Here is a 17,304-nt window from a genome sequence, read left to right as displayed (position 1 = left end):
CAGAGAAATAGAGAGGCTAACATGTTTAAAAATATTAACTTAAAAGGAATACTTATAACAGCATTTAATATGCTAGCCTCAGCTATGTTTTCTTATTTTCTTACTTATAGCTTAATAAACAATACTGATGCACTAAATCTTGTTGCTAACGTTTTTTCTATTCTTTCTGGCTTTTTACTGCTAGTAATAACCATGTCAGGTGAAAATTCAACAATTATGAATGGACTTTCATTACTTGACGAAGAAAATCAGGAAAGACGGTTTTTAATGAGATTTAATAAATATTATATGTTGTTTCTACTCTATATATTAACTCTTGCGTTAATTTTTATCTTTTATCTACTATCTAAGGATAAAAACAACACTAGTGAATGTTTTTTATTAACGAAATCTTTTATTAGCTATACCATTTCATTTTTAACCTGTTTTTCTTTTATCCAATCCACCTTTATTCCTTTGAAAATAAAGGAATTATTTAAAGAAAAAAGAGATCTGAATAAAGAATAAGCCACAATTGTGGCTTTTAGGATTATAAGTTCAAATTAAAATAAAACATAAACAACCATTTATAAAACCCATTGCTGATTGAAGTTCTTTTCTTACTGTACCATCAGCGCACTTTCTTTTTTTAGCTATATTACGTAAAGATATTCCGACAACAAAATGAGCTATAATTAATTCGTATTCTCTAGGTTGATATTTTTTCAAACATGCTACACAACTGTCTAAAAGTATTCCTTCATCATCATCACACCTAAGTCTGGATTTTTTTGTATTAGGTAATAATCCATTAAAGCCTGCGGCTATAGGTTTCCAATCAACACCACTATTTTCTGATGCTGCCCATGCCCCCCATAGCTCTAATCTAGTTTGAATATCTCTCATACTTAATACTCCTCGTGCCGTACACACGTTAAATAAATGCACCGATGCCTAATGAACGGTTTAAAAAATGAAATAACAATTCGAGTTGATTGCCGTGAGTGGCTTCCCATTGTTTTGGGTCTCGATGTAACTCATCATGGTGAATGCGGCATAATGGAATAGTGAATAAGTCGTGAGCCTTAGTACCCATACCGCCCATGCCATGACCTATGATGTGGTGCGGATCATCAGCCTGTTGCCCACACACGCAACACGGTTGAGTCTTTACCCATTGGAGCCAGTCGGGGCTTTCCCAACGTTGCATTTTAGGTTTAAGAAGAAATGACGCTGGTGGCTCCGGATCGACAGATACTTTAATAACCGGCTTTATCGCATCTAAACGTTCATTCATTACAGATAATGCAGTTACGTTGCTTGGAATAATATCTGCCTCAGGAAAACCACCGTGAACTCTGCGTTCTTCTTGTTTATCTGACCAATTTAAAATCTGGCGTAATATTGCTTCGGGTAATTCATCAACCAAACTATGCATTACTGCAAATGAGAAAAAATCAGGTATCGTTAGCTGGTGGCCATCATCTAATCTCAAGCGACTACGAATAGTATCTAACATCCAGTTAATGCGGTTTTTATGGGCCAATTCAGCAACCCACCCAGCAGATGAATTTCTAATATGATTATCGTGATGCCAACAAGTGCGGATTACACCCACTTCATGAAAGGTCGTTACTAATTCATGGTGATGATAATTATCTTCATCGTTATCGATCTGACAGCATTGAATATGACGAATAACCCATGTATCCATCGGTGCCACCTTATCGATGGTGTGGATCACTTTTTTACTATTGAGAAATTGGACGATGTGCTTATTGTTTAAAATAGGCTGTTCATCACCCGTTAATGCACCTGAGGGCAGCACATCTAAACTTTTAGGCACATCACTGATAATCACACGATGGTGATTTTTAAATTGCTCAAGTAATTCAGCACCCGGTTTAAGCAACACAACACCAAGTTCTGGCTGAATATAAGGCGTTAATAATAATTTCATGCACTCACCTGTTTATTCAGCATCACCATGCGGATCAATTCATCCGTTTTACTCTCAAAGAAATGGAGTTGGATTTCACGAGGAGTATTAGGACTGGTCATGTTCTTCCCAAGCTGACAACATCTAGCAGTAGCAATAGGCGCTCCTGTGATCTCAGGAGCGGTCGAAATTTCATCAATAACAATTAATCCATTCATGTTATTTCTCTCCACTTTTACTCGTGACCGTACATCACATTTTTACTATGCTGACGAATGGTTATTTCAAGCTTCCCGCCTTTAATAACGTCCATCCATTCAACATCCATTTTTTTAATCTGTTTATCATCCACCCATACACCGGCATGAGTAAGGGCATCAAAAGGTGCTTTTAAGAAATTATCAATATCTCTAGCTTGCCTAGTTGGGGGATATAATTTCACTGAAACAAACACATCACTCTCAATCGCTTTAGGTCTACGCTTTAATTGTTCATAGACTGCTGCAATCGCATTTGCTCTAAAGACTCGCCCTTTTGCACTAACTAAGGTTCCTCTTTTGGTATTTCTCCAATAAGTATTTACGCTAGGTGGAAATGGGAGTATGAGAACTAGTTCAGGCATAAGCCCCCCATAAGCCAATTAGCAATGTCACCACAAACCAAAACCCAACGAACAAAATGTATTTAGTTAGCATTACTGAGCCTCCTGTGACATTTCAGTCGCTTGTTTCCAAATGCTGTTCCATGCCTGGCGCCCCGAAAACTCACTCATACGACGAATGCCTGTCTTACCTGCTAATTCAAGTGCGATCTCTTCAATACGGTTTTGAGGTTTAGAGCGAGAACCAATCAAGCGTGAGAATGCGCTGTCACGTTCAACAGTATCAACTTGAACCTTTGGCTCATCCTTTGGTTTTTGACTACGAACGATCAGCTCATCAAAGTGTTTACGTAACTTACGAGGGCTTAAAATGTTTTGGTGCCAGAATGAATCTTTGTTGGCCCAGTCGAACAATCCACAAATTTGTTCATGGGTACGTCCATCGATTTGGCGCATCAAACGAATATCATTCGCCCAGTCATACCAAGTAGGCTCTAGCGCGGATGGATTCAGTTTTTTAACACGACCAAACATCCATTTCGCCGTTTTCAAATCACCTTCATCACCCCATTTTTGGAAGTTAGGGCTGTAAATTACCGCTTCGGGATAACGAGTTAAAAAATCATTTTTTGGCTGGTCGCTGGATTCGCCAGAATTCTGCGACGAATGATCTGTTTCTGTTGTACTCTCTGAAGTAATCTCTGAAGTAATCTCTGTTGTATTCTCTGTAAGAACAGGCCATTTTGACCCGTTCAGAACAGTGCATTTTGAACTGCTTGAAGGTTTCAATTTGCGCTTATCGATAAGGTCATTTTGAACTGTTCGACTAGATGAGTTATCACCGTTCGATTGGGTCATATTGACCTCATCGGTCAGCAAGTGGTGATCGTAGTTAATCGCATAATAATTAGTACGGTCATGGTTCGATTTATTGATTTGCTCGATACGTAAAACGCCCTGCTTTTTCAAATTAGTAAAAGCACGTTTAATCGTTGATTCAGAGAAAAAAGGAAATTGATTTTTCCACTCTTCGACGGTGTTATAAATCCAGCGTGAGCCGTCATATTCAACACCTGAAGTAGTTTCAGTTAGCCAATATTGAATTTGCTGTAACAGCATCGCCTCATTTAAACCAAGACGTACCGCTAATTCAGGAATAACGACTAAAGGGCGACTTTTTAGTAATAATAAACTCATCTTGCCACCTCATTACTTAATATGTGTGTACTTCTCTTTAAATCGTTGTAAGGGTTCACATTGTGGATCGTCACAACCATCCAGCATAAAAATGACTCGCTGTTTTTCTCTGTCATAACGAACAACATGAACAACGATACCCCTGTGATTTTTGTAGTAGCGATCAAGTTGGTTTGGGTTCTCATTGCTCATTGCCCCGCTCTCCACTTGAAAAATAAAAATCAGCCCATGCCTTTTTAAGAGACTGTCTATCTACCAAATATGCAGGTTTCTTGTAGTTGTCTGGTTGTTCGTCAGACGCTATGATTTCCACATAGCGAAATGACTGACTACCCGAGACAGGTAAACAACGGAATTGCTTTTTAGGTATTAAATGCGCTAATCTACTCATGCTAATTTCTCTTCACACAATTGAAATTTGCAAACCGAAGCCAGAGGCCGTACACCTTTGGCTTCACCCTTTCTGGATATAGCCATCTTTAATTTCTCTTTTGATGCAACGAAACAAACGCATTCATAAATGTGCGGATCTGCGAAATTAATCCATCCAACATCATTTTTATCTTTTGCTCTTCTTCGTTATCAATAACGCCATCAGCCAAGCTATCTTTCATGAATAACGCTAAACGCCCCTGCATTTCGTCAACACCACTACGCAGTACAAACAATTCCGTTTCATCCAGTTCCGCAGGACTAATTCTGTCAACGAGTAAACGATTTGATTCACGAGCGACAAATTCAGCAAATAAAACGGTCTTAGAAATATCTTGCATCGCTAACAACTCGTTTAAATCAAATGAGCGACAACCGTTTTTCTCATAAAGCTTGTTATTAAATGACGTTAAAGACAGACCAAGTGCTCCAGCCATTGCCTCACGCCCACCAGCTGTCGCCTCACACATTTCTTTCACTACCTGTTTTATTGATTGGTTACTCATTTCCTACCACCATTGATAAATTCTTGTAGTTAACTGCTTTAAACGGTTTTGTTATTGTTTGTATAAAATTCGGGACTGTATTTAAGAGCTCCTTTAGTTAATCTATCTATTTTCAAGGCTTGTTTTTCAGGAACAATAAGCGACCATTGACAAACAGCGCTATGAGAAACTCCAAGTGCCGAAGCTGTTTTTACCGTTCCCCCAAAATGTTCTAAAACTAAACTTTTAAGCATTACACTCCCCATAAAGTAAGCATACTTACAATTTAATGTAGCAGGATACTAATGTCAATAAAATGTAAGATTGCTTACATGATGAGTGTGAATTTGAGGCCAACTATGGAAACAGTAGGAGAGAGAATAAAGCAGCGTAGACGACAGTTAAAAATGACTCAAAAAGATATAGCTGAACGTGTTGGTATATCAGCGTCAGCGGTTACTCAATGGGAAAGTGACAACACTGGTTTATCTGCAGAAAGTTTATTAAAACTATCATCCGTTTTGAATTGCAATCCAACATGGTTAATGTTCGGAACAGGACTTCCTGAGGATGATGTTAAATTACAAGCTGCTATTTATAAGTCTATACCTATCATTAGTTGGGTCCAGGCTGGAGTATGGACTGAAACATACTGTGAATCAGATCCTAGTGATTACAAATATGTTGATACCAATTTAAAATTATCAGATAAAGCATTTGCACTAATCGTTAAAGGTCAATCAATGACTACATACAACGGGGAGTTGAGTATTCCTGAAGGAGCAGTGGTTATAGTTGAACCTGATTATGGTTATCTAGATGATATAAATGGAAAAATAGTTATAGCACAACAAAAAGGTAGTGATGAAGCTACTATTAAAAAACTTATTATTGATGGACCAAACAAATACTTAGCTCCTTTAAATCCACAATTTAACCCTATTCAAATAAACGGTGACTGCGTTATAGCTGGTAAAGTTAAACAAGTCATTATAAATCTAGACTGATCCCAATCTCCTCACAAAAAAGAAAGAAATGTAAGATTACTTATATTTTTTCTTGACTTAAAATGTAAGTTTACTAATATCTATACTAAATAGTTATTGAGAATACTTATGACAACTGAACCAGTAATTATACCGCCAGCCAATTTCATTGATGAAGATGTTGTTGCTTGGATGGAAGAAAAACTATCGTCTATCAAAGTCCTCGGTGAGTTAAACGCAAGACGTGAAGAGCTGGTGGATAAACTAGCAAAACTGGATGCTGAAATAGCAGAGTACACAAATAAAAGTGCTATTCAGATACAAAGTAAATGATTTTTATGTGTGAAGAGAACGTGTGAAGAGAAACAATGGCTGGCTGAGTCTTAAACCATTAACGGGGGTATGGTGATAATGTTCTGCTCAGTCAGCCATTTTTATAGAGTTAGTTTTATAACCAAAGAGCGTGGGCGTGAAAAAAAAGTAACCTGCAGTCAGCTAGAAATCCGAATCCCAATCGGGCTGATGAAACCACAGGTGGTCCGCTCTTTTTGATTATGACTCTAACAATAAGTAAGGGTGCTGGCATTCATCCATGACAGTCCATATCAGGTATCTACTGTAGCTAGTGCCCTTTCTTATTGTGTGAAGTGTAAATCCATTTTTATTTTTTATTAGCAACACCAGGGAAATTTAATCTCGATTAATTCGAGAGGAATTCTTATTACCTAAAAATTGTGTGGAGAGAATAATGTCTTATATTGCAACAGCAACAAATAAGCACTTCTATTACCTCGATGTACGGATCGAGGATATAGATATTCAAGATATTGCCAGTGGTCTTGCTAATGAATGTCGCTTTAATGGACAGATTGATAATTTCTATTCTGTTGCTCAGCATTCTGTATATGCAAGTTATTTAGTTGCACCTGAATTTGCTTTAGAGGCCCTACTTCATGATGCCAGTGAAGCTTATGTCAAAGACCTACCATCACCACTTAAAAAGCTATTGCCTGAATATAAATTAATTGAATTACGTGTAGAAAAGATGATCCGCAAAAAGTTTGGATTACCCGAATCTATATCTGATGCAGTTCATTTTGCTGACTTAATGATGTTAGCCACAGAAAAGCGTGATTTAGAAATTGATGTAGGTAGTAACTGGTTAATGCTTGAGGGTATTCCAGCAAGTGATTTTGTTGTTAACCCACTAACACCACCACAAGCAAAAGCTTTATTCCTCCGCCGTTTTAATGAACTTTATAATGGGGCTGAAAATGGCTAACGGATCAGTAAACAAAGTAATTCTTATCGGTAATTTAGGTCGTGACCCTGAAATTCGTTATCTTCCCTCTGGTGGTGCTGTTGCTAATTTAGCTGTGGCCACAAGTGAAAAATGGCGAGATAAACAAACGGGTGACAACCGAGAAAAGACAGAATGGCACCGTGTCGTTCTGTTTGGAAAACTCGCAGATATCGCCAGTGGCTATTTGTGCAAAGGCTCTCAAATTTATATTGAGGGCCAACTACAAACGCGCGAATGGGATGATAACGGTGTTAAACGCTATACAACAGAAATTGTTGTAAAAGTTGGCGGTTCGATGCAGATGCTAGGTGGTGCTAGTAAATCAGCAGGGTCACAGTCGGCACAGCAAAATCAGCCACCAGCTCAATCTCAAGCACAGAGTAGTCAACCACCAATGGATTTTGACGATGATATTCCATTCGCACCGATTGGGCTGATGTATCCACGCCATTTAATTAATGTGATTTAGGAGGCTTTATGTCAATTACTCCAGAATTTGTAGAATATGATGAAAATGGTTATTGGGCTCATTCAAAACTGCCATATTCCGAAAATAGTAATGAAATTATGCAGTGGGTAGCGGATAACCAATTAGAGCAACGCTGTATTTATATGAGTGAAGATGTCGGAGAGAATACACCTGTTTTCCAAAACTATTTCACTCACGGTAACCCTAATGTATCAGCTTGGATGCCAACGGAACCTCCTGGTGAAGGCTGGTTTATTGGAGCTATATACGAAAGTGAAGATGGCCCCGTCTGCCGTTGGTTACGCTCTTCAAAATATCAATTAAAAGAACAGTTTTCAAAAGCCCATCGAGAAGCTGAAAAAACAGCTTATAAATATTTCTGCGCTTGCGATATCGGCGAAGAGAGAATTCAAGCACACGAAATCTACCAGCGTATTAGAACAGCTACGCGTATAGGTGGATGATATGAAAGAACGCGGAATTATTTTTAATGCAGAAATGGTGCGCGCCATTTTAGATGGGCGTAAAACTCAAACTCGTCGCATCGTTAAAAATGTAATGCCTGATAATGGAATATGGCTAAAGAAACCGACCAAAACAAGAAGTGGCACAACTACACATGTATTGGATGCTCCAAAATATAATTTATGTCCCCTTGGTAAAGCTGGTGATCACCTTTGGGTTCGTGAAACATGGATGCCTGATGCTCCTCGCGATGGAACTTGGGGTGATGTTGAGTTTTACGGATGTAAAGACTCACAATTAAGCATGATACCTGAATGCTATCGTACTCCAGAGCATTGTATTTATCGTGCATCTTGGGATGGTGCTGAAATGATTGGCTGGACTCCATCTATACACATGCCTCGCTGGGCTTCACGCATTACGTTAGAAATCACCAACATTCGTGTTGAGCGACTGAATGATATCAGTAACGATGATGCTAAATCTGAAGGTTGTTGGTATGGGCGTGGGGGTGGAGTTCCCGATAAGGCTATTACACCTAGCGATCAATTTCCTACTTTATGGGAAAAAATATATGGAGATGGAAGTTGGTCGTCTAATCCGTGGGTGTGGGTTATTGAGTTTAAAAGGATTTAATAATGGATAAATCAATAAACAAATTAAGTCCCAATGATGTTATTAAAATTGGTGATAAATGGTATCGAATTAGGTATTTAAGATATTGGGGAAATGAAACATCAATAGACCTACAAAAAGAAGAGGATCTATTATCTTATTATCATGACAAGACATGTTTAAGATTATCGATAAATAAAGATTCAAATATTAAATTTGAGGCTAAGAGTGAAACCGATACTTGATATGTGTTGTGGCTCTCGTATGTTTTATTTTGATAAACAAGATGACCGTATTTTATTTAATGATATTAGAGCTGAAGAACATATTTTATGTGACGGAAGAATTTTAAATATAACACCAGATGTTATTTCTGATTTTAAAAACCTTCCATTTTCTAATAATACATTTTACCAAGTGTTATTTGACCCACCTCATTTAATTAGAGTTGGTAAAAATAGTTGGATGTTTAAAAAATACGGTTCGTTAAATAAAGAATCATGGAGAGAAGATTTAAGTAAAGGGTTTAGTGAAGCATTTAGAGTGCTTAGGCCTGGAGGGACATTACTGTTCAAATGGAATGAAACCCAAATACCAGCCAAACAAATATTAGCTTTAACCAATGAAAAACCAACCGTTGTTCAGCGTGTAGGGAAAAATGATAAAACACATTGGATCTCTTTTCTTAAAGAGATTGAATAATTACCACCAGCATTAACTAATATCTATTTAAACTGTGTACGGACAGTGTGGAGAGAAAAATATGCAAATGTTGACTTTAGAGGAGTGGGCACAAGAAAGATATAAAAGTCGTCCACCAAAGTTAGGAACGCTACAACGATATGCTCGTGGTGGCCTGTTCTACCCACCAGCAAGGAAAGAAGGTGGCATTTGGCGCGTGAGAGAAGATGCCGACCTTGTCGGTAATTTGACATCACCGGTTATCAATAACAACGATAACCCTATTTTACAAAGGATCCTCAAAGATGGCTGCCAGACCTCGTAAAAATAACGTCAATATCCCTAATCTTTACCCATTATTTAGTCGTAAAGCTAACAAGGTTTATTGGCGTTACAGCCATCCTGTAACAGGTAAATATCATGCCCTCGGTGATAATGAAGCCGAGGCGAAAGCAATAGCCATTGAAGCTAACACAAGATTAGCGGAACAACGTAGCCGACAAGTTATGGCTATTGGTGATCGGGTGGCAAAAATAAAAGGTAAAGAAATCACGGTTAATACTTGGTTGGATAAATACTGGATTATTCAAGAAGAGCGTTTAAAAGAAGGTGATATAAAGCCGAATACTTATAAACAAAAAAGGAAGCCGGTAGATTTAATGAGGCAAGCCTTATCCATGAAACCATTACCCGCTGTTGATGCCAGAGATATTGCTGAAATTCTTGATGAGTATAAATCTAATGGCCAACACAGAATGGCTCAAGTTATTCGCTCTGTTTTAATTGATGTGTTTAAAGAAGCACAACATGCCGGTGAAGTTCCTCCTGGTTACAACCCTGCCCTTGCCACTAAACAACCAAAACGAAAAGTAACTCGCCAACGCCTTAATTTTGATGAATGGAAAAAGATATTTGAGATTGCTGATAAACAACATCGTTATGTTGGGAATGCCATGTTGCTTGCACTTATTACAGGCCAACGATTAGGTGATATTTCCGCAATGAAGTTTAATGATATTTGGGATGATCATTTGCATATTACTCAAGAGAAAACGGGTACTAAATTAGCTATTCCATTATCACTACGTTCTGAACAATTAAATATGTCATTACGTGATGTTGTTTCCCGTTGTCGTGATCGCGTTATTAGCCCTTATCTTATTCATTATTTTCATACCACTTCACAATCTAAACGTGGTGATCAAGTTACAGCAAATACGCTAACAACTAACTTTAAAAAGGCGAGAAATAAAACAGATATTGATTGGGGAGAAGGAACGCCTGCAACATTTCATGAACAACGATCTTTATCTGAAAGGTTATATAGAGCACAAGGTATAAACACTAAAGATTTGCTGGGTCATAAAAACCAACAGCAAACCGATAGATATCATGATGACAGAGGAAAAGATTGGCTAGTTATTAAATCGTATTAACTTGGACTTTAGTTAATATATTTTTATAAGTAGAACATAATCAAACTTGATAATCTAATCTGAGCAAGTAGCAGACTTTATTATTTAAAATAATAGTAAGTCTTAATTTTTCAGTATTCTGATCTCGATAATATCTTTTGATATTACAGGTATTATCTGATATCCATCTTGGTCAATTCCACATGCGTTTGGGTTGATTAACTTATGAAAAGAGGAAACTAATATTTTTCCCCAAGGATACTCAGTAAAAGTTTTTACTTGATTAGGATTAAGGGAGCACCGAACAACTATTGGTACTCCGATTTTTCCAAGTTTAAGTCCAATTGGGTCATCTAATTCAAAGCACATACTGACCTGCTCACCACCATATAACCCAAGTAGGTGCTTTGTTCCTTCGCCCCCAAGTGCAGATTCTGTAAAATTGAAAAAAATACGATTATTTCTAATGGAGCTCTGATTATGATTAAAATAACTCTTCCATCGATTCTTGATCTCCAAAATTTCTTTCTGTGTAAAGAGATGTCCATGTTCATTCAGAAATGTATCCCTGATCGTCTCTCCATCCCGAACTAATAGTCCTTGTGAGCGAATACTTTCAGGCATAGCTCTTGTGTAATGTATTCCTATAATTCGATTGCTTCTACAGTATTGATCAATATCTCTAACCAAAGAATAAACACTACATTGCTCGATTAGTGATTCTGAGTATTGTTCATCTATACATGAGTTTCCAATCGCCTTTAACCGATTAACAAATTTATTGGGCAACTCTAAAGGTTTGCAAAGGTCTATATTCATTTTGATAATTCGTTTTGATAACTTTTTGATAACCATTTCAAAATTGACAATAAAAAACGGGAACTAATAAGCTCCCGTTAACTATTTATCAAATCAACAATTACATATGTTTGATAATCGCGTCACCAAACTCGCTACATTTCAGCAGTTTAGCGCCTTCTAACTGACGTTCGAAATCATAAGTTACGGTCTTAGCAGCAATTGCGCCTTCCATACCTTTAATGATTAAGTCAGCGGCTTCTGTCCAACCCATGTGGCGTAGCATCATTTCTGCGGAAAGAATGATAGAACCAGGGTTAACTTTATCTTGACCAGCATACTTTGGTGCTGTGCCGTGTGTTGCTTCAAACAATGCACATTCATCACCAATATTTGCGCCAGGAGCAATACCAATACCTCCCACTTGAGCGGCTAATGCATCAGAAATATAGTCACCATTTAGATTCATACATGCGATGACATCATACTCTGCTGGGCGTAACAGGATTTGCTGTAAGAAAGCATCAGCGATAACGTCTTTAACAATGATCTCTTTACCTGATTTTGGATTCTTGATTTTAACCCAAGGACCGCCATCTAGTAATTCACCACCAAATTCTTCTCGAGCTAACTCATAACCCCAGTCTTTAAAGGCACCTTCGGTAAATTTCATAATATTACCTTTGTGTACCAATGTAACTGAATCACGGTCGTTATCGATAGCGTATTCAATTGCAGCGCGAACTAAACGTTTAGTGCCTTCTTCTGAACAAGGTTTGATACCAATACCGCAATCTTGTGGGAAGCGGATTTTGGTGACTCCCATTTCAGTTTGTAGGAATTTAATCACTTTATCTGCTTCTGCTGAGCCCGCTTTCCATTCAATACCAGCATAGATATCTTCTGAGTTTTCACGGAAGATAACCATATCGGTTAGTTCAGGTTGTTTAACTGGGCTTGGAGTACCTTTGTAATAACGTACCGGACGTAGGCAAATATAGAGGTCTAATTGTTGACGTAATGCAACGTTTAATGAACGGATACCACCACCAACTGGGGTAGTAAGAGGGCCTTTAATAGAAACTCGATATTCACGGATAAGATCTAAAGTTTCTTCTGGTAGCCAAACATCTTTACCATAAACCTGCGTTGATTTTTCGCCGGTGTAGACTTCCATCCACTCAATCTTACGTTCTTTGCCGTAAGCTTTTTCAACCGCTGCATCAACAACTTTTAACATTGCTGGCGTAACATCGATACCGATACCATCCCCTTCGATATAAGGGATAACCGGATTATTTGGAACAACAAGCTTACCTTTAGCATCTAGTGTAATTTTAGCGCCATTAGCCGGAACAACTACTTTGCTTTCCATTTACCTCTCCTTTCATGTAAGCGCACGCTTTGTTAATTTTTTGTAAGAGACCTGTCAATACTACTTGATTATTCAGCTAACGCCAATCGCTTCTCTTTTAAGGTATAATCAATCTCCCATTTTTTACAAAAATTAACTATGGCAAATCAATTTAAAAATAGCGCTAAATCGAAAAAATATCACACTCCATCAGCACAAAGAAAACCAGCACGCCCAAGAGGTGAACGTAAGGTCATTATCTTCAACAAGCCCTTCGATGTTCTTGTGCAATTTACGGACGAAAATGGCAGAAAAACACTAAAAGATTTTATTCCTATTCGTGATGTTTATGCAGCAGGACGTTTAGATAGAGACAGTGAAGGACTTTTAGTATTAACAAATGATGGGAAGCTACAAGCAAAATTAACACAACCAAGTAAAAAGACAGGAAAAATCTACTATGCTCAGGTTGAAGGCGTTCCAAATACTGCTTCATTACAACAATTTAGAGATGGATTAGAACTTAAAGATGGTAAAACATTACCAGCACAAGTCGAAATAGTTGAACAACCCCAATGGCTATGGGAGAGAAATCCTCCCATTAGAGAACGTCAAACTATCCCGACAACTTGGTTAAAAATAACGTTATTTGAAGGTAAAAACCGTCAAGTGAGACGAATGACCGCTCATATTGGTTATCCAACATTGCGTTTGATCCGCTTTAGTATGGGTAATATTACATTGGATAATTTATTACCTGGTGAATGGAAGGAGATTGATTTTGTTTAAACCTAATGTAACTGTTGCGTGTATCGTCCATGCAAAAAATAAGTTTCTCGTTGTTGAAGAAACGGTCGATGGAAAAGCGACATGGAATCAACCAGCTGGACACCTTGAAGCCAATGAGACACTTATTCAGGCTGTTCAACGTGAATTATGGGAAGAAACTGGCTTAACACTTCCCGTTCAACATTTTCTTAAATTACATCAATGGATTGCCCCAGATAAAACACCTTTTCTACGTTTTCTTTTTCTTATTGAAGCGCAGGAACAATTGGAAACTCATCCTCAAGATAGCGATATTGATTGTTGTCACTGGGTTAGCGCCGATGAAATTATTCATAGTCAACAATTACGCTCACCCTTGGTAAGAGAAAGCCTACTCTGTTATCAGCAAGGTGAGCGCTATCCCCTTTCCTTATTAAGTAGCTTTGGAACACCTTTTAACTAAATAATAGAAAAGGGAAAAAAAAAGCATCAAAAACAGAGTAAGACATGATGCACCTATCTCAGTGATATGGTAAAGTATGGCGCTTATTTTTCCGCAGTGAGATCCCGTTATGTCAGATAACAGCCAAAAAAAAGTCATCGTAGGAATGTCCGGTGGCGTAGATTCATCCGTCTCAGCCTATCTTCTTAAGGAACAGGGATATCAGGTCGTTGGTCTGTTTATGAAGAACTGGGAAGAAGATGACGATACAGAATATTGCTCAGCCTCTACCGATCTTGCCGATGCGCAAGCTGTGTGCGATAAGCTTGGCATTGAACTTTATACCATCAATTTTGCCGCTGAATATTGGGATAATGTGTTTGAACACTTTTTATCCGAATATAAAGCAGGCCGCACCCCAAACCCAGATATTCTGTGTAATAAAGAGATAAAATTTAAAGCGTTTTTAGAATACGCAGCTGAAGATTTAGGTGCAGATTACATTGCAACAGGTCACTACGTTCGCCGTCGTGATATTGATGGTAAAAGTCAATTACTTCGCGGTGTGGATAATAACAAAGACCAAAGCTATTTCTTATACACACTAAGTTATGAGCAAATTGCACAAAGCCTTTTCCCAGTTGGTGAAATGGAAAAACCTGAAGTCAGAAAAATTGCTGAAAAGCTTGATCTCGCAACAGCAAAGAAAAAAGATTCAACAGGTATTTGTTTTATTGGTGAACGTAAATTTACCGACTTCTTATCGCGCTATTTGCCGGCAAAACCTGGTGCTATTGTGACTGTTGATGGCGAAACTATTGGTGAGCACCAAGGCTTGATGTACCACACATTAGGTCAACGTAAAGGCTTAGGTATTGGTGGCACAAAAGATGGTGGAGAAGATCCTTGGTATGTGGTTGATAAAGATGTTGAAAACAACATTCTTGTTGTCGCTCAAGGCCATGAACATCCAAGACTAATGTCTGTCGGTTTAATTGCTCAACAGTTACATTGGGTATCAAGAGAACCTATAACTGAAACTTTCCGTTGTACTGTTAAAACACGATATCGCCAACCTGATATTGCGTGTACAGTAATACCTTTAGGTGAAGATAAAATTGAAGTCCGCTTTGATTATCCTGTTGCAGCAGTTACTCCGGGACAATCAGCCGTCTTTTATCAAGACGAAGTCTGTTTAGGTGGCGGTATCATTGAAACCCGTATTCAGGAGTAGATGTGGCTAAAGATTTTCGTGATATAACTCTTGCATTGGCAGGCATCTGCCAAGCAAGTCGTCTCGTTCAACAAATTGCTTACCAAGGTAGTGCAAATGAGCGCGATGTTGAAGTCATGGTTAACAGTGTTTTTAATCTCAACCCCACTTCAACATTAGATGTTTATGGCAATCAAGTCAGCCACTTAAAATTAGGCTTTCAAACACTGAAAGCCATTCATCAGGCGGTAAGAAGAGAAAAATTAACGCTTGAATTAATGACTTATCAACAGGGCTTAATCAATCTAGAGCGTCTTATCAATAGAAATGATGATTACAGTTCTCGTTTATCACAAAAAATTTCTCAATTAGAGCGCCAAAAAAATTACTTTGAACCCATGTCTGAAGGTGTATTTAATGCACTTGCGGGCGTTTATGTTGATGCCGTTAGCCCTGTTGGCCCACGCATTCAAGTACATGGCACAATTGATCTGTTAAAGAATTCTATTATTCAAGCTAAAGTTAGGGCGTTGTTATTAACTGGCATTCGTAGTGCCGTGCTCTGGCGTCAAGTAGGTGGTCGTCGTTTTGATTTTTTACTGCATCAAAAGACTATTCTGCGACAAGCTGATGATTTTCTCGCTCAATGTTAATACTTTAAATTCAACCTGGGAGTTGCCAACAATGGAATTATCTTCGCTGACAGCGATTTCACCGATTGACGGTCGTTACGGTAGTAAAACTTCGTCGTTACGTTCTATTTTTAGTGAATTCGGTCTTCTGAAATTCCGTGTACAGGTAGAAGTTCGCTGGCTACAAAAGCTAGCATCTTGCGCCGACATTAAAGAAGTTCCCGCCTTTGAAAAAAACGCAAACGATTACCTTGATTCGATTGTTGCTAACTTCAATGAAGAAGATGCAGCTCGTATTAAAACTATCGAACGCACCACTAACCATGATGTAAAAGCCGTAGAATATTTCTTAAAAGAAAAAGTGGCGACCATCCCTGCTTTACATCAAGTTTCTGAATTTATTCACTTCGCTTGTACTTCTGAAGATATTAATAACCTGTCTCATGCCATTATGCTGGAAACAGCGCGTCAAGAAATTTTATTACCTGCTTGGCGTGAACTTATTGATACCATTAGTAAAATGGCACAAGAATACCGTGATTTACCCTTACTGTCTCGCACTCATGGTCAACCTGCAACCCCTTCTACCATTGGCAAAGAGTTTGCTAACGTTGCCTACCGTATGGAGCGCCAATATCGTCAACTAACTCAAGTTGAGATCTTAGGTAAAATCAATGGAGCCGTAGGTAACTACAATGCTCACTTAGCTGCATATCCAGAAGTAAACTGGCATCAATTTAGTCAAGAATTTGTCACTTCACTGGGTATCACATGGAACCCATACACCACTCAAATTGAACCACACGATTATATTGCGGAGCTTTTTGATTGTATTAGTCGCTTCAATACTATCTTAATCGATTTTGACCGTGATATTTGGGGTTACGTAGCACTGAACCACTTTAAACAAAAAACCATTGCAGGTGAGATTGGTTCATCAACCATGCCTCATAAAGTCAACCCTATTGATTTTGAAAACTCGGAAGGAAACTTAGGGTTAGCAAATGCAGTTATGGGACATCTTTCGAGTAAATTACCCGTTTCCCGCTGGCAACGTGACTTAACAGACTCAACTGTACTGCGTAATTTAGGTGTTGGTATTGGTTATGCGCTGATTGCTTATCAATCAACCATGAAAGGCCTTAATAAACTTGAAGTGAATGAAAACCATCTGCGTGAAGAGTTAGACTGCAACTGGGAAGTATTAGCAGAGCCAATTCAAACGGTAATGCGTCGTTATGGTATTGAAAAACCTTACGAAAAACTAAAAGAACTTACGCGAGGAAAACGCATCACAGAACAAGATATGGTCGTTTTCATTGATGGTTTAGCACTACCAGAAGATGAAAAAACACGCTTAAAAGCGATGAAACCTGAAAGCTATATTGGTTTTGCGACTCAACTTGTTGATAAATTAAACTAATTCCCTCTCTAAAAAGGCAGATAATTTCTGCCTTTTTTTATAACCAAACACAAAGAAAACTATCTGTAACTTAAACACTTTGTCGGATACAGTGTTTTTTAAGCGAT

Annotated in this window: 27 protein-coding genes; 16 read left to right on the top strand and 11 right to left on the bottom strand. The window is 38.2% G+C overall.

The window, feature by feature from the left end; genetic code table 11:
* The first annotated feature begins 21 nt into the window (after nt 1-21).
* Nucleotides 22-507, top strand: a complete 486-nt coding sequence (locus tag SB028_RS07785; protein ID WP_260663876.1) for a hypothetical protein — start codon at nt 22-24, stop codon at nt 505-507.
* Nucleotides 508-537: 30 nt separating this feature from the next.
* Here the strand turns inward: SB028_RS07785 and SB028_RS07780 are convergent, their stop codons facing one another.
* From SB028_RS07780 to SB028_RS07740, 9 genes are all read right to left on the bottom strand, one after another.
* Nucleotides 538-885: an antiterminator Q family protein gene (locus tag SB028_RS07780; RefSeq protein ID WP_260663877.1), complete on the bottom strand. Its 348-nt coding sequence runs from the start codon at nt 883-885 to the stop codon at nt 538-540.
* A 28-nt stretch (nt 886-913) separates the two neighbouring features.
* Entirely contained in the window at nt 914-1,939 is a 1,026-nt protein-coding gene (locus tag SB028_RS07775) for a DUF968 domain-containing protein (RefSeq protein ID WP_318860090.1), read from the bottom strand.
* Nucleotides 1,936-2,136: a hypothetical protein gene (locus tag SB028_RS07770; protein ID WP_260663879.1), complete on the bottom strand. Its 201-nt coding sequence runs from the start codon at nt 2,134-2,136 to the stop codon at nt 1,936-1,938. Before SB028_RS07770 ends, SB028_RS07775 begins: the two co-directional genes overlap by 4 nt.
* A gap of 17 nt (nt 2,137-2,153) precedes the next feature.
* Entirely contained in the window at nt 2,154-2,540 is a 387-nt protein-coding gene (locus SB028_RS07765) for a RusA family crossover junction endodeoxyribonuclease (protein WP_318860088.1), read from the bottom strand.
* 72 nt (nt 2,541-2,612) lie between these two features.
* Nucleotides 2,613-3,716, bottom strand: coding sequence for a replication protein (locus SB028_RS07760; RefSeq protein ID WP_318860086.1), 1,104 nt, complete (start codon nt 3,714-3,716; stop codon nt 2,613-2,615).
* A 12-nt stretch (nt 3,717-3,728) separates the two neighbouring features.
* Complete coding sequence (locus SB028_RS07755) at nt 3,729-3,908, bottom strand: DUF4222 domain-containing protein (protein ID WP_318860084.1); 180 nt, start codon at nt 3,906-3,908, stop codon at nt 3,729-3,731.
* Complete coding sequence (locus SB028_RS07750; RefSeq protein WP_098943307.1) at nt 3,898-4,107, bottom strand: hypothetical protein; 210 nt, start codon at nt 4,105-4,107, stop codon at nt 3,898-3,900. The genes SB028_RS07755 and SB028_RS07750 overlap by 11 nt, the downstream gene beginning before the upstream one ends.
* Before the next feature lie 88 nt (nt 4,108-4,195).
* Complete coding sequence (locus SB028_RS07745; protein ID WP_099659595.1) at nt 4,196-4,654, bottom strand: YmfL family putative regulatory protein; 459 nt, start codon at nt 4,652-4,654, stop codon at nt 4,196-4,198.
* A gap of 38 nt (nt 4,655-4,692) precedes the next feature.
* The gene (locus tag SB028_RS07740; protein ID WP_135022261.1) at nt 4,693-4,887 is read right to left on the bottom strand and encodes a Cro/CI family transcriptional regulator; all 195 of its coding nucleotides are present in this window, start codon (nt 4,885-4,887) and stop codon (nt 4,693-4,695) included.
* Nucleotides 4,888-4,992: 105 nt separating this feature from the next.
* Between SB028_RS07740 and SB028_RS07735 the strand changes: the two genes are divergently transcribed.
* From SB028_RS07735 to SB028_RS07690, 10 genes are all read left to right on the top strand, one after another.
* Nucleotides 4,993-5,640: a LexA family protein gene (locus SB028_RS07735; RefSeq protein WP_135022259.1), complete on the top strand. Its 648-nt coding sequence runs from the start codon at nt 4,993-4,995 to the stop codon at nt 5,638-5,640.
* 108 nt (nt 5,641-5,748) lie between these two features.
* Nucleotides 5,749-5,952 (top strand): hypothetical protein, encoded by a 204-nt coding sequence (locus tag SB028_RS07730; RefSeq protein WP_185901979.1) that lies wholly within the window; start codon nt 5,749-5,751, stop codon nt 5,950-5,952.
* 415 nt (nt 5,953-6,367) lie between these two features.
* Nucleotides 6,368-6,901 (top strand): HD family hydrolase, encoded by a 534-nt coding sequence (locus SB028_RS07725; protein WP_318860077.1) that lies wholly within the window; start codon nt 6,368-6,370, stop codon nt 6,899-6,901.
* The gene (gene ssb / locus SB028_RS07720) at nt 6,894-7,391 is read left to right on the top strand and encodes a single-stranded DNA-binding protein (RefSeq protein ID WP_161710931.1); all 498 of its coding nucleotides are present in this window, start codon (nt 6,894-6,896) and stop codon (nt 7,389-7,391) included. The genes SB028_RS07725 and ssb overlap by 8 nt, the downstream gene beginning before the upstream one ends.
* 8 nt (nt 7,392-7,399) lie before the next feature.
* Nucleotides 7,400-7,855, top strand: a complete 456-nt coding sequence (locus SB028_RS07715) for a hypothetical protein (RefSeq protein ID WP_161710932.1) — start codon at nt 7,400-7,402, stop codon at nt 7,853-7,855.
* A 1-nt stretch (nt 7,856) separates the two neighbouring features.
* Nucleotides 7,857-8,492 (top strand): hypothetical protein, encoded by a 636-nt coding sequence (locus SB028_RS07710; RefSeq protein WP_196544044.1) that lies wholly within the window; start codon nt 7,857-7,859, stop codon nt 8,490-8,492.
* Between the two features lie 2 nt (nt 8,493-8,494).
* Entirely contained in the window at nt 8,495-8,716 is a 222-nt protein-coding gene (locus SB028_RS07705; protein ID WP_036904882.1) for a hypothetical protein, read from the top strand.
* Between the two features lie 19 nt (nt 8,717-8,735).
* Complete coding sequence (locus tag SB028_RS07700; protein WP_196544062.1) at nt 8,736-9,173, top strand: SAM-dependent methyltransferase; 438 nt, start codon at nt 8,736-8,738, stop codon at nt 9,171-9,173.
* A 61-nt stretch (nt 9,174-9,234) separates the two neighbouring features.
* Nucleotides 9,235-9,477, top strand: coding sequence for an excisionase (locus tag SB028_RS07695; protein ID WP_036894694.1), 243 nt, complete (start codon nt 9,235-9,237; stop codon nt 9,475-9,477).
* Nucleotides 9,458-10,588: a site-specific integrase gene (locus SB028_RS07690; RefSeq protein ID WP_318860072.1), complete on the top strand. Its 1,131-nt coding sequence runs from the start codon at nt 9,458-9,460 to the stop codon at nt 10,586-10,588. The genes SB028_RS07695 and SB028_RS07690 overlap by 20 nt, the downstream gene beginning before the upstream one ends.
* 102 nt (nt 10,589-10,690) lie before the next feature.
* Here the strand turns inward: SB028_RS07690 and SB028_RS07685 are convergent, their stop codons facing one another.
* Complete coding sequence (locus SB028_RS07685) at nt 10,691-11,386, bottom strand: hypothetical protein (protein WP_196544045.1); 696 nt, start codon at nt 11,384-11,386, stop codon at nt 10,691-10,693.
* A gap of 100 nt (nt 11,387-11,486) precedes the next feature.
* Nucleotides 11,487-12,740: an NADP-dependent isocitrate dehydrogenase gene (gene icd / locus SB028_RS07680; RefSeq protein WP_023582546.1), complete on the bottom strand. Its 1,254-nt coding sequence runs from the start codon at nt 12,738-12,740 to the stop codon at nt 11,487-11,489.
* 138 nt (nt 12,741-12,878) lie between these two features.
* Between icd and rluE the strand changes: the two genes are divergently transcribed.
* The 5 genes from rluE to purB all read left to right on the top strand — a co-directional run bounded on the left by rluE (nt 12,879) and on the right by purB (nt 17,197).
* A complete protein-coding gene (gene rluE / locus SB028_RS07675; protein ID WP_069368141.1) occupies nt 12,879-13,508 on the top strand; it encodes a 23S rRNA pseudouridine(2457) synthase RluE in 630 nt (209 codons plus the stop codon).
* Nucleotides 13,501-13,950 (top strand): NUDIX hydrolase, encoded by a 450-nt coding sequence (locus SB028_RS07670; RefSeq protein ID WP_069368140.1) that lies wholly within the window; start codon nt 13,501-13,503, stop codon nt 13,948-13,950. Before rluE ends, SB028_RS07670 begins: the two co-directional genes overlap by 8 nt.
* A gap of 109 nt (nt 13,951-14,059) precedes the next feature.
* Nucleotides 14,060-15,163: a tRNA 2-thiouridine(34) synthase MnmA gene (mnmA, locus tag SB028_RS07665; protein WP_069368139.1), complete on the top strand. Its 1,104-nt coding sequence runs from the start codon at nt 14,060-14,062 to the stop codon at nt 15,161-15,163.
* Between the two features lie 2 nt (nt 15,164-15,165).
* Nucleotides 15,166-15,795 carry a high frequency lysogenization protein HflD gene (hflD, locus tag SB028_RS07660; protein WP_069368138.1) on the top strand — a complete coding sequence of 210 codons (630 nt, stop codon included), beginning with the start codon at nt 15,166-15,168 and terminating at the stop codon, nt 15,793-15,795.
* A gap of 31 nt (nt 15,796-15,826) precedes the next feature.
* Nucleotides 15,827-17,197: an adenylosuccinate lyase gene (purB, locus tag SB028_RS07655; protein WP_069368149.1), complete on the top strand. Its 1,371-nt coding sequence runs from the start codon at nt 15,827-15,829 to the stop codon at nt 17,195-17,197.
* The last annotated feature ends 107 nt before the right edge of the window (nt 17,198-17,304 follow it).

The organism is Proteus vulgaris, assembly GCF_033708015.1.
GTDB lineage: Bacteria > Pseudomonadota > Gammaproteobacteria > Enterobacterales > Enterobacteriaceae > Proteus.
The sequence above is the reverse complement of the archived record's forward strand: the minus strand, read 5'-3'. Positions and strand labels throughout refer to the sequence as shown.